The organism is Bacillus cereus group sp. N21 (assembly GCF_016483395.1).
Taxonomy (GTDB): domain Bacteria; phylum Bacillota; class Bacilli; order Bacillales; family Bacillaceae_G; genus Bacillus_A; species Bacillus_A pseudomycoides.
Genome location: NZ_JAEHBX010000094.1, coordinates 1 through 13785 on the forward strand (window position 1 = coordinate 1; position 13785 = coordinate 13785).

Below are 13785 nucleotides of genomic sequence, written 5' to 3' on the forward strand. Positions count from 1 at the left end.
CCCCTCCAAGTAAAAGTGTAACATCCATGTTTATTCATGGTCTTTTTACACTGTCTACCTTAAGGGGATAATATCATTTCCCCATGGAAAGTGTGTCCTTTTCTAATCATATGCATAGCTTCTATTCCAGCAAGTGTTTTGGTTGCTGTGTGAAAAGATTGAAATCCTAGTATATACCGGACTCGTTTTTTGATAAATCGATGGTCTTGTTCGACAATGTTGTTTAGATATTTCATCTGTCGAAACTTGATTCCTGCTTTTTGTGATTGTTTCACAGCTTTTGGATAGGCTGGGTTTTTATCAACTGTGAGGACACGAGGTTTTGAGGTATGACAAGAAGCTAAAGCCTTTTTGAAGAAACGTTTAGCTGATTTTGCTTTTCTATTTTTACTTAAATAAAAATCAACGGTGTTTCCTCCGGAATCCACAGCACGATACAAGTACATCCATTTTCCTTTCACTTTGATATATGTTTCATCGACACGCCAGGAGTCATTTGTTTTCTTCAAATGACGACGAACGCGTTTATCTAGCTCCGATCCATATCGATGAACCCAACGCATAATCGTTGTATGAGAAATGGATAAACCACGTTCCTCCATCATTTCCACCAAATCTCGATAACTTAAACTGTACCGGAGGTACCATCTAACTGCTAATAGAATAATCTCCTGCTCATAATGCTTCCATTTAAAATCCACTGGTTTTTTCATCGTCGTACACGTCCTTTATTTATGAATATTTTCAGTGTACACAATGACAGTATTTTTTGCACCAGAACCCCTGAAGGCATACAACTAAGGCAAGTTAGATATCTCAATAATATAGTGGAACAAGATCATCGTTTTATTAAGAAACGTGTTCGTTCTATGTTAGGGTTCAAGTCTTTTGGCGCAGCTACATCCATTCTTGCAGGAGTGAAAGCTATGCATATGATTAAAAAAGAACAGATTGATTTACGGGAGCAGTCTGTCCAAAACCAGAAAGAATTCATCCATCGATTGTTTGGGCTTACAGCATAAAATAGAATTCCGCTAGAAATATATGAGCTATATTATCTTTTATTTTATCTTTGCACCAGAACCAAATATACGTGTATATTTGGGCCTCTATATAATTAATATTTCGTTATATTTATATTAATTATTACAAAACAAAAGAACACTCAACATGAGTGTTCTTTTGTTTTGTTCTCGCGTATTGAGATGACTGTTTCAAAATCTCGTTTGGGGACTTGATTTTGACAAATTGTTACTGCACTTATAGGTTAACATTATAAAAATAGATTGTAAATTAAGAATATTCATACGGAATTTTGTTAATGTTCAGTATAGATATTTATCACTATGGCTATAGGAAATATAATTTTGCTATGTTGAAAGTGGTCATCTAACTAAAGGATACGTTCTTGGTACCTGTACTTTGTGCGGGAATCTTTCATAAAGAAAAAACACCTTTACCAGTACATTTCTTCGACTTTATAGTTGCTTTAATATTTATGGGTGTTGCAACAACCTTAAAAGAACAAAAGAAAATAAGAGTGTTATTCTTTTTTTGTAAGAATCATTAAAATAATGTTTTTTAAGAGATTTAGGAAGAATATCTAGTTTTTGCAAAGGCAGTTATTTGCTAACCGGAGAATATGAATAAATAGAAAATGGGATTTGTTTATCGAAAAGTATTTTTATTGTTAAACAGGCATGTCAAAGTGCTCAGGAATATATTTCTCAATAATGAAATGAGCTAATCATATGAAATATTAAAAAATATTTGTTTATAATAGACTCTAAATTAAAAGGTCAATCAAATATTAATTTAACTTTGTTAATGAGTTTGAAAGGAGCGAGTATTATGGCGAATGTACTTGTAATAAATTTTCCTGGAGAGGGGCATATCAACCCGACATTAGCAGTTGTAAGTGAATTAGTACACAGAGGAGAAAAAGTTGTTTCGTATTGTATAGCGGACTATAGAAATAAAATTGAAGCAACCGGTGTGGAATTTCGAGCATATGAAAATTTTCTCCCACAAATCAATATTATGAATCGAATTAATGAAGGCAATAGTCCTGTCGAAATGTTGTCCAATATGATTGCAGCTACAGATCGTATTGTAAACCAGATTCTAGAGGAAATAAAGGAAGAACAATATAATTATATTATATATGATAATCATTTCGCAGTAGGTCGCATTATAGCAACTGTTTTACAGCTACCTAAAATTTCTTCTTGTACAACATTTGCTTTTAATAATTACATCACTTTTAATGAAGAATCTGAATCGAGAAAAGTAGATGAAAATTCTCCATTATATCAATCATGTTTATTAGGAATGGAACGATGGGAAGAGAAATATGGGATTAAGTGTAATAACTTGTATGATATTATGAATCACCCTGGAGATATTACGATAGTATATACATCTAAGGAATATCAACCGTTTTCTCAAGTATTTAATAATTCTTTTAAATTCGTTGGGCCATCAATTGCAGTACGTAAAGAGGTAGGAAGCTTTCCAGTTGACATTTTAAAAAAGAAAGTTATTTTCGTTTCCATGGGGACAGTCTTTAATGAGCAACCGGATTTATATGAGAACTGTTTTGAAGCATTTAGAAATATGAATGCAATGGTCGTGTTAGTGGTCGGGAAAAGGATAAATATAGACCCATTTGAAAATATTCCAGAGAATTTTAAAGTGTTTAATTATGTACCTCAATTAGAAGTATTACAGCATACAGATGTATTTGTTACACATGGTGGTATGAACAGTTCTAGCGAAGCGTTATATTATGGTGTCCCGTTAGTTGTGATTCCAGTTACAGGGGATCAGCCATTAGTCGCGAAACGAGTCACTGAGGTGGGAGCCGGAGTTCAGCTTGATCGCAGAACATTAACTCCTGAAATGCTGCGTGAAGCAGTAGAAAAGGTAATGAATGATAAGGAATTTAAAGAAAATAGTCGTAAGATTGGAGAGTCTTTACGTGAATCTGGTGGCTATAAACAGGCAGTTGAGGAAATTGTAAAGTTCACTTCCAATTGTCGTGTGTAGACAAATAATGTAACAAGAAACTTAAAATGACAACTAGAAATCTACTCTAATAAAAATATATAGAAATGGAGAGATTTTTTATGTCAAAAGCGTTGGTTATAAATTTTCCTGCAGAAGGTCATATCAATCCTACAATTGGTCTTGTTAATGAATTAGTGAATAGGGGAGAAGAAGTTATTTATTATTGCGAGGAAGAATATCGCCATAAATTAAAGAATATAGATGTTGAATTTCGAAACTATGGAGATTACTTAAAAGAAATTAATTTAAAAAATAGAATGAAGGATATGTTTCACCCTTTACAAATGATGTATAGATTTTTAAGGGTAACAGAGAATGCCATCCCTTTTCTTTTAGAAGAAATTACTCGTGAAAAGTATGATTATATGATCTATGATCAGCATTTTCTTTTAGGCAGAATTCTTGCTGAAATGTTACCTATACCTACAATTGCATCCTGTACAACATTTGCTATGAATAAAGAAATGTTGGAGGAAATTCCACTGGGAAACATCGAATCTAATCCTACTTCACCATTGGTTGAGGAATGTCAAATGATTGTAAATAGAATTAGTGATCGTTATGGGGTGAATGTTGATTCATTAGAGCAACTTTTTCATTATGAAAGTGACATGACATTAGTTTTTACTTCTAAATATTTTCAACCTCATGCTCATTGTTTTAATCATACCTTTAAGTTTATAGGACCTTCTATCACTTCACGGCAGGAAATAGTAGAATTTCCTCTTTATAGGTTAGACGGAAAAGAGGTTATTTACATTTCGATGGGAACAGAGTTAAATAAACAGCCGGAATTTTATGAGAAATGTTTGCATGCATTTAAAGAATTTAATGGAATAGTTGTAATTTCTGTAGGTAAGGAAATAGAGATGCGACGTTTTCTTAATAATCCGCCCCATTTCATTATTCGTCCTTATGTTCCACAGTTAGAGGTTTTAAAATATACAGATGTCTTTATTACACATGGTGGTATGAATAGTGTAAGCGAAGGATTATATTATGACACGCCTCTTGTTGTTTTACCAATTACAAATGATCAACCTTTTGTAGCAAAAAGAGTCGAGGATTTAAATGCTGGTTTGACTTTGGATTATACAAAAATTACATCTGATTTATTGAAAGAAACGGTAAGGAATGTACTTAATAACAAAACTTATAGGGAAGGAAGCAAAATAATTGGTCAGAGTTTACGTGAAGCAGGTGGATGTAAGAAAGCAGTTGATGCAATATTTCAGTTTAAAAGAGAATAAGAGAATTTTTGTCTAGTTCCCTTGATAAATGAATTGACGATAAGTACTTTGAGCTATACTCATTAATAAGAGTTGCGAAAGACATATATCGATATAACTCTTCGGTGAATAAAGATAATTCGTGTTTTTGATGCAAGTCCATAAAAAGCACGTCACTCTTACTCATTAACATAAGAAGATAGTAACGTGCTTTTAACTTTGAATATAGCCTAAATACTTAAGGTGATGGATGTGAGGTAGCACACCATGCCTATCAGCCTATCAGAAAAGTTTGCCACATCGCTATCCAGCTAACAAAACAAAATTCCCCTAAAATGAAAAAAAACGCTATTCTTTCTGTAGAATCATAGGAAAGGATGGCGTTTTTGTATGTCAATTTCTGTATCAGATGAATTAGGGGTACGGAAACGATTCAGGGAATGAGGTGCCACTCTGGCATTTACTTACAGAACGATTTGAGAAATGCTCTGACATATCTAAATCTTCCCCATTTAAATTTACAAAAGAAGAGTCCATTTTGGATTCTTCTTTTTATATGTTCGTAAAGGTATATCTTTATAAACATAACTTGTATCCCTATAAAATCAAGGATTATCACGTTTATAAATATGATCGAAAACATTTATAAACGTTTGTTAAATGATTACAACCTTTATAAACTTCTTAGCGTACAATTTTCTCGAAATGATATGGAATGTAGTTTCAGTGAAAGTTGATGTAGATACAAAAGAAGCTAACGAAAACATTAAGGAATTAACTATTGCAGCTAATGAGTGTGTTGAAGCGTTAGAACGATTAGAAAAGAAACTAGGAAGATTCTTTGTTTTCTCCCATCCTCTTTAGAGCTGTCACTTCGGTGATGGCTTTTTGTTTATTTGAATAAAAGGATAATTATGGTTTTTGTTGAATGAATAGATTGGGAAAGGTGGAGAAATTATGCAATATGGAGAAATGTTGAAAGAATTAGCGGTAGGGGGAATATATATCGAAAAACAAATTTCTAATTTGTTATGCACTAATAGAAAAGAATTAATTATTTTATGCGATTCTGTAACAAAGTTCGGTGAATCTGAAACAGAAAGATTTCAAGTGATAGGTAAATATGAAATATATGTTCATAAAAATCAAGGTTACTTTTATCATGCACCATCAAAAAAGACAATGGTTTATGTTATAGAAAAGATTTAAAAGCATCCAAAACGGCCCAGTACCAGCGTTGCTGTAGCCAGGGGCAAAGTGGAAAAAGTGCTTAATAGGTAGCACCAGCAAAAAGTGAGTTTCATAGACTAAGGAAATTTCCAGTCAAAATTAAAAAACTTGAAGAAGAAAATAAACGTCTAAAGGATGAATTATTGAAATTACGTGGTATGGTTTACGATAAATTTTGAGTATAAGAAACTTTACTGTTAAAGTAATTGAATAGATGAGGTGAAAAAAGATGGATATTGAACAAAGGCTATATGAAGCTGCTGTTGAACTTATTAGAAAAAGATATCCTACAGGCTGGGGAGGTGCAGCAGCAATGTATACAAGTGATAGAGATATATTGACAAGTGTTGCACCAGAAGTCATCAACGCTTCAACCGAGTTATGTATAGAAACAGGTGCTATTTTAGAAGCACATAAGTTAAATACAAAAGTTACTCATTCCATTTGTGTTGTAAGGGATAATGAAAATGCAGAATTTAAAGTCCTAACACCTTGTGGTGTATGTCAAGAAAGATTGTTCTATTGGGAAAAAAATGTGAAAGTTGCAGTGTCTGATTCAGATAACGATAAAAAATTGCGTTTTAAAACATTAGAAGAAGTACAACCTTTTCATTGGTCTCATGCTTATAAGGATGAAGAACTTTTCAACTAACAGGTGTGTTAATGTTACAAGACATCATTAAATAAGTGATCCAACTTGTTTTAAGCCAGCATCTACATTGAATACATGTAAATAATGTGAGAATCATTGATATTCCAATAGTTCTTACATTGAAGTTAAGATAAATGCGATTTGTTGGTGCTATCCCTACAAAACAAACTATTTTGCCCCAAAACGAAAAAAGTGAACTTAATTATCATGAATAAATGTGGCGTGAAAAATGTTATTATGGGCGTATTAGGGGTTCAGCGAGATACACGTATCTCAGCTGAACCCCTATTTCGAAATCTTAGAGAGAATAAAAAAAGATATTGTCATATTCTTAAATCTGTAATATAATGAATTTATAAAAATCTTAATATTCAGAATTTAAAAGAGGAGGAATTATTATGGCAATCGCAATTGCAGTTTTATCATTTTTAGGTGGAGTAATTCCGTTAGTAACAACCCTATTAAAAGTATTCATGTAATCTTTACTTCTTTACAATGAATTATTATCTTACAAATGATCTGTTTATCAAAGTTAAATTGATGCACAGATCATTTGTGTGAGTCTAAATAGTAAAAAGGCTTATTTTCCTCACAAGGACTAAGTCTTTTTCATGATTTCTTGTGAAAAATATACAAATTTACTTCTTCTCAAAATACACGGCCAGAATCACAGCACTCTCAATATGTTCATGAATTATATGTAGTGATAACATGATGTACAAGCTTATTAAAAAAAATAGAAGAGAATGTCGATAAGAAAACCGCCTTATTTTGGCGGCTTTTTACTTTGTTTTACAAATTTTTAACATTTTTTACCTTTAATTTATACTAGTTTAATAACATTTCGCTAAAATATTCTTGTATTTTACAATATATGCGAGGAGGATTTTTGTGATCAAAAAAATGTTGTGTAAAGTGAAAGGTCTTATTGGTTTTTTAGCAGTTTTCTTTTTAGTATTTACATCTTTTTCTTGGACTAGTTTTGCGGAAACAAAGGAAGAAAAAACAGAGAAAGAATCGTCAGAGAAGAAGATTGTTTTTCCGGTGTTAAGTGATGTACACATTAAAAATAGTGGAACGGATGATACGTTTCGTTTTCAAAGAGCGCTGCAGCAATTAAACGCAGTAGCTCCAAGACAAGATGCTTTTGTAGTTGTTGGTGATTTTACAGACAGTGGCTCGACGCAGCAGTATGATCGTTTCTTCCAAACTTATAAGCAATATGGAAATCAAAATGCAACCGCTATGTATGCTTTAGGTAACCATGATTATTGGAACGGATTATTGGCACATGATGCACAGAAACGTTTTCTTAAAAAAACAGGAATGGAATCTATCTATTATCACAGAGTTGTAAAAGGCTATCATTTTCTTGTGATGAGCCCGGAAAATGGAGTGACACATGGATATTATTCAGATACACAAATTAATTGGTTGAAGCAGGAATTAGTAAAAGCGAAGCAAGCTGATCCAAATAAGCCAATCTTTGTCTTTTTACATCAGCAAATTAAAGGAACAGTGTACGGGAGTCATGAATGGGGGACAAATGATAGTGCCAAAATTAATGAAGTCTTAAAAGAGTATCCACAAGCTGTAACGTTTTCTGGTCATTCTCATTATCCACTTGATGATCCAAGGTCAATTCACCAAAAAGACTTTACGTCTGTTGGTACATCATCAGTTAGTTATATGGAAGTGGAAAGCGGAAAAGTACAAGGAAATATTCCTCCAGGAGCTGAAACATTAAGCCAAGGTTTATTGGTAGAAGTAGACGATCAAAAAGTGACGATTCATCGCCGTGATTTTCATACGAACTCTTGGACAGGTGAACCGTGGGTAGTTGAACTTCCAGCAAAGAAAGAATCTTTTAAGTATACAGAAGATCGTGATAAGGAAAAGCCGACATTTTTACAAGATGCAAAGCTGAAACTTTCGAATATAACAGAGACATCTGTGACAGCGACATTTCCGCAAGCTGTAGATAATTTACTCGTTCACTCATACCGTTTGCAAGCAAAAGAGAAAGCAACAGGAAAGGTGAAAAATCAGCTTTTAGCCTTCTCCGAGTTCTACCGGGATCCGGTGCCTAAAGAGCTGACATTTACATTAGCTGGACTAGAGATTAATACGGAATATAACATAGAAGTAACAGCATTAGATTCATTTGGAAATGAAAGTAGTGCTCCTTTGCGCGAAGAATTTGAAACGAATACAGAAGTAATTGATCCGAATGCGAAAGTACCGAAAGCAGATGTATTCGATGTGAACTTTTTAGATGGTACTTTTAAAGATTATTCATCGTTTGGTGCAAATGGAAGTGTAAAAGGAAATGTAGCAATTGAGTATGAGAAACCTTTAAAGAAACACGTAATGAAATTAAGTGGACAGAATAATACATATGGATATATTCCATTTTCAAATGAGCAAAAAGAAAAGGTAAAGGATTCCTTTACACTGGAAGCAGTGTTTTCTATGAATCAAATTCGCAATCAAGCAATTATGGAAAATACCGAAAGCGGTGGAATTGGATTTGAATCAACAGGTTCTGGTTATGTAGAATTATGGGCACATATTGGTGGCAGTTATAAACGTATTGGTGTACAGCTAGAAGCTAATAAAACATACCATCTAACAGGAACATATAATGGAAGTGAACTTGCAGTATATGTAGATGGAAAAAAAGTAAATAGTCAGCGAGTAACGGGGAAAGTGTATCATCCAAACGTACCATTTGCGATTGGAGCAGATCCAACAAGCTCTGGCAATGGTGATGTTCCATTAAATGGAAAAGTCGTACTTGCAAGACTATATAGTAAGGCACTAACGCCTTCTGAAGTGAAAGCGGCTTATAATGAGTTTAATAATCGGATAAAAATAGAAGAGATCGATAACTTATATGAAGAAATGAATAAGGTAAAAGAAACATTGGCAGGTACTTACGAATTTGGAGAGAAGCCTGGTCAATATTCACAAAAAGCGTTTGCCGCATTACAAAAAGCATATAACGGTGCAAAAGAAACGTTTGAAAGAATGATGGTAACAAAAGAAGAAATCGTTACAATGTATCAATCGTTACAAACGGCACATCAAACCTTTTTACATTCTAAAGTGGCAGAAGAAAAGCCACAAACGGCGAAAGAAAAACTTCAAGTAAAGATTAATAGAGCAAAAGATTTCTTAACAAAGATACAAGTAGGAACAGAGGTAGGGCAATACAAGAAGGAACCAGTGAAAGCATTAGAGCAAAAAATACAAGTAGCCGAAGCAGCTGTACGTGATCAAAATATGACGAACCAACGTGCAGATAGTATGCAACGCACATTAGAGGATGCCACTGGGCTTGTTGAGAATAGTATAAATAAATAGGGCGGGGAAGAGGCTTGTCATGGACAAGTCTCTTTTGCGTGAGGATCATTCGGGACTTGAGGGGGCACGGCAAGAATTCGTTCTTTTTTGAGCCACTCATCATTAAGCTAAATAATAATAAAATACATTGTCACATTCATGTCACAATGTATTTGTATGATAGAAATACAAAAAAGGAGGTTTATAAGTATGAATAAAAAAATGAACAAGCTAGTCATTCCAATTTTGATGAGTTCAATATGTCTTACATTACCATCCCTGAGTTATGCGCAACAAAAGGATATTACAACAAAGGGACAAAACGTAGTTTCTCAATACAAAAATTTTACTTTTGATGTGAATCCTGAAACCGGTGAAATTTTTGTGGAAAAAGACGGTGTGAGAGAAAATGCTTCCTTACCACTACCGAAGAAAAAAATAACAAATCTAATAAAAAAACATGATTGTATATCTTGGAATTATCCAGATGACCAAATAGATGTGAAGATTGAAAAGAAAGAATTCTATTTAAGTATTAAGTTAAAATCTACTAAGTCTGAAGGAGCTAATGAATTTACATGGCCTAAAGTAAGTGCGGACAGCTATACGTTACCATTATGGGAAGGAAAAAATATACCTAGCAATGACCCAAGCTGGAAAGAATATTTAAAAGATCAAGACATGTCATTTATAGAACGTTTTTCTATGAGATTCTTTGCATTGAATAAATCTAAATATTCCATTATGTATATAGCTGACAATATGTATAATGATAATATTCATTTCACTGCTGATTCCGATATACAGTTTAGTTTTACACATCAATATCCTTCTATTAATAAGAATAAAGAATATGGATTCAGATTGTATCTAACTGATAAAAACCCTGTCTCGATGGCAAATATTTATAAAAATTATATAAAAGAACAGGGAGAATTTAAGACACTAGAAGAAAAAGCAAAAACAAATCCGAACATTAAAAAATTATATGGTGCTCCTCATATTTATTTTTGGGACCACAGTGGGATTTCAGTAGAAAATATCAAGTGGGATAAATTCACACAAAAAATGGATGAGACATTTACAAATTGGATTGCACAGTTGTTACAAGAAAATACGGAAGATGGCTCAAAAGATTTTGAAACTGTTATGCAAGATATAAAGAATCAAAAAGCTATCGATAAAAGCCAGCAAAAAGTAATAGTTAATGCGATAAATCAAGTATTAAAATTAGAACAACTTTATAATAAAGATATTTTTAATAATCCGGATATTGTAATGAATGAATTGTCGAAAAAAGGAATCCAAAACTTAAGTGAACAAGAACTATATACACTGAACAAAGGATTAATTAAGGGTAAGTTAACAGAGGCAGTGGATGAAGTAAGTAGATGGGAACAGAAAGAAACAACAGATGTTTTAGTTGATATGAAGAAATCGAATGTTAAAAAAGCATGGATAGGTTTACCTAATTGGGCTAATGGATTAATGAATCCCAAAATGGTAGAAGAAGCAAATAGAATGGGGTATTTAATCGGTCCTTATGATTCATATCACTCAATTCATGAAGTTGGAAATAGAGATTGGAATACTGCTTCTTTTAAAGATAAAACTTTATATGAAAATGCTACAATATCGAATGAAAAAGGAGAAAAAATAGGAGGATTCTTAGGAAAAGGAAGAAAGTTAAATCCAACTTTATCCTTACCTAGTGTGCAAGAACGTGTAGGTGATATTTTACAAAATAATATACCGTTTAATTCTTGGTTTGTCGATTGTGATGCTACAGGCGAAATTTATGATGATTATTCTCCAAATCACATTACTACTCAGGAACAAGATGTAAAAGCAAGACTGCAAAGAATGAAATATATTAGCGAAGAAAAACATATGGTAGTCGGATCAGAAGGTGGGAATGACTTTGCTAGTAATATAATTGCCTTTGCGCATGGAATAGAAACACCTGGGATTTGGCCCGACTCTGATATGAAAGATAAACAGAGCCCATATTATGTAGGCGGATATAAATCCACTTCACCAGATGGTGCTATTCCAGAAACGAATGCCAAAACAATACCAATCAAACCTATTTATAAAAATATTTATAATAATCCTGTATATTCAATTCCGTTATATAAACTTGTATATAATGATTCAATTATTACTACTCACCAATGGGCATGGGGAAGTTTTAGAATTAAGGATGAGATAGGAAATAGAATGTTATCTGAAATGTTGTATAATGTACCACCTTTATATCATATTGATAAAAATGAATGGGAGAAAAGTAAATCCATCATTACCTCTTATTTGAAAGTATGGTCTCCATTTCATGAGAAAGCCGTAACAAAACCAATGACTAATTTTGAAGTATTGTCTGAAGATCGGCAAGTTCAAAGTACGACATTCGGAAAAAACATGAAAGTGATTGTGAACTTCTCAAACCAAGAATTTAAATATAACAATGAGAATATAAAAGCAAAAACAGCTATAGTATATGATGGGAAGAAAAAGAGTATATTAGAAGTTCCTAAATACTAAGATACATGACATGGTTGTTTCTTTGAAATAAAGTCATACTGTTTTGAATAAAGTTTAACTGTTTGCAAAAAAGTTGCACCGTTTTGCATCATTAGATAAAGCTGTCACGGTAAAACTCCTGAGTTTTGATCAAACTTTATTCCAAACCAACATAAAAAAGGACTTCTGTGTTTTGAAGTCTCTTTTTATTTGTAATCAGGATTTTTGAAAGATTTGTGAATTTCATAGAAAACAAACGGGATATAAAGTAAAATGTTATAGTTTTGTATATTAAAGGTTATTTATGTTATTTAAATTATATTTTTCCGAAGGTACTAGAGGGAGTGCCATCATGTATAGTGTGGTTGAAACTGCAAAAGAGAACAATTTAAGTCCTTATCATTCTCTTCGATATTTGTTTGAAACGCTCCCCAATATAGATTTAAACAATTATGAAGAAAAATCTGTGTTGGATTTTCTTTTCATTGGTCTTAGTTGTGGGAGGAGCCCTAGTGTTGTGTTATAACTCTGAAATATTGACATATCTAGGAGGACCTATAGATTTCAGCTAATTATATGAAATGAAAAATCAAGTCGTTATTTTTTGGATTCAGACTACCATTATTTAAACTATTATTCACACTAAAAGAAGTACAAGGAGGAAGGTATATCTATTAAAATAGTGAGATATACCAAAGTAGAAATGAATATTAAATTTAACAAAAAAGTAGTAGCATTAACAGCAGGATTAACGGTATTATCTTCACCATTGGCATCATTTGCAGAGGAACAACAATCAGTAAACAATAAGCAACCTACAAGCGTTCAAGAACAAGGTAAAACAGACCAACTTCAAGCATCAGATGAACAGGCTATAAAAAGTATTGAAGCTAGTTTTGGAGGGGTAGACGGACGTGGTGGAGGTACTGTCGATAATAAGAAAGCAGACAGTCTTCAACGTTCAGAAGGTATTCATGATGAAACGGGTACATTAACTGTTCCTAACAATTCCAACAGAACAAAACGTAGTCTGTCTTCCGCATCACCTAGAATCTCTAGTACAATAAACGGTGTTCCATTCACTGAATGGATTGTTCCAGTAGGTAACGATAATATTCGTCCTCAAAACTACATGAGTCCAAAGTACATTACAATTCATGAGACTGATAATACAAGTGTAGGAGCAGGTGCTAGAAGCCACGCTCAATATCTATATAACCAAGCAGTAGGGAACACAGACCGAACTGCATCATGGCACTTTACAGTAGACGATAAAGAGATTTATCAACACTTACCATTAAACGAGAACGGGTGGCACGCAGGAGACGGTGATGGTCCAGGTAATAGACAATCTATTGCAATTGAAATCGCAGTTAACAGAGACGGTAACTACAGTAAAGCATTAAATAACGCTAAGAAACTTGTAGCTTATTTAATGAAAGAAACGGGTGTACCGTTAAATAATATCGTAAAACACCAAAGATGGAGTGGTAAAAACTGTCCTGCTAACATGATTAATAATGGACTATGGGATTCATTCGTAAATGGTGTTGAGGGGTATTATAATAACCTTTCTCAACCAACAGACGACATTATAACAGGCTGGCAGCAAGTTAATGGTATTTGGTATTATTTTAACTCTTCTGGAGCCATGCAAACAGATTGGCAGCAAGTTAATGGTATTTGGTATTATTTTAACTCTTCTGGAGCCATGCAAACAGATTGGCAGCAAGTTAATGG

9 protein-coding genes and 1 pseudogene are annotated in these 13785 nt (G+C 33.2%); 9 read left to right on the forward strand and 1 reads right to left on the reverse strand.

What is annotated here, in order from left to right:
* Window positions 1–59 precede the first annotated feature (59 nt).
* Complete coding sequence (locus JDS96_RS27595; RefSeq protein ID WP_199668692.1) at window positions 60–713, reverse strand: IS6 family transposase; 654 nt, start codon at window positions 711–713, stop codon at window positions 60–62.
* A gap of 69 nt (window positions 714–782) precedes the next feature.
* On the opposite strand from JDS96_RS27595, the pseudogene JDS96_RS27600 reads away from it, so the two are divergent.
* The 9 genes and pseudogenes from JDS96_RS27600 to JDS96_RS27645 form a co-directional block, all read left to right on the forward strand.
* Window positions 783–1022, forward strand: a pseudogene (locus JDS96_RS27600) (DDE-type integrase/transposase/recombinase); the annotation flags it as partial.
* A gap of 829 nt (window positions 1023–1851) precedes the next feature.
* Window positions 1852–3048 (forward strand): macrolide family glycosyltransferase, encoded by a 1197-nt coding sequence (locus JDS96_RS27605; RefSeq protein ID WP_199668693.1) that lies wholly within the window; start codon window positions 1852–1854, stop codon window positions 3046–3048.
* 80 nt (window positions 3049–3128) lie between these two features.
* Complete coding sequence (locus tag JDS96_RS27610; RefSeq protein WP_199668694.1) at window positions 3129–4319, forward strand: macrolide family glycosyltransferase; 1191 nt, start codon at window positions 3129–3131, stop codon at window positions 4317–4319.
* Window positions 4320–5024: 705 nt separating this feature from the next.
* Window positions 5025–5162, forward strand: coding sequence for a hypothetical protein (locus JDS96_RS27615; RefSeq protein ID WP_199668703.1), 138 nt, complete (start codon window positions 5025–5027; stop codon window positions 5160–5162).
* A gap of 93 nt (window positions 5163–5255) precedes the next feature.
* Window positions 5256–5507, forward strand: a complete 252-nt coding sequence (locus JDS96_RS27620) for a hypothetical protein (RefSeq protein WP_199668695.1) — start codon at window positions 5256–5258, stop codon at window positions 5505–5507.
* A gap of 250 nt (window positions 5508–5757) precedes the next feature.
* The gene (locus tag JDS96_RS27625; protein ID WP_199668696.1) at window positions 5758–6180 is read left to right on the forward strand and encodes a cytidine deaminase; all 423 of its coding nucleotides are present in this window, start codon (window positions 5758–5760) and stop codon (window positions 6178–6180) included.
* 903 nt (window positions 6181–7083) lie between these two features.
* On the forward strand, window positions 7084–9546 hold the full coding sequence (locus JDS96_RS27630; protein ID WP_206777238.1) for a LamG-like jellyroll fold domain-containing protein: 2463 nt from the start codon (window positions 7084–7086) through the stop codon (window positions 9544–9546).
* Between the two features lie 189 nt (window positions 9547–9735).
* Window positions 9736–12066: a glycoside hydrolase gene (locus tag JDS96_RS27635; protein WP_199668698.1), complete on the forward strand. Its 2331-nt coding sequence runs from the start codon at window positions 9736–9738 to the stop codon at window positions 12064–12066.
* Between the two features lie 682 nt (window positions 12067–12748).
* A partial coding sequence (locus JDS96_RS27645; RefSeq protein ID WP_199668702.1) for a peptidoglycan recognition protein family protein occupies window positions 12749–13785 on the forward strand: 1037 nt, incomplete at its 3' end.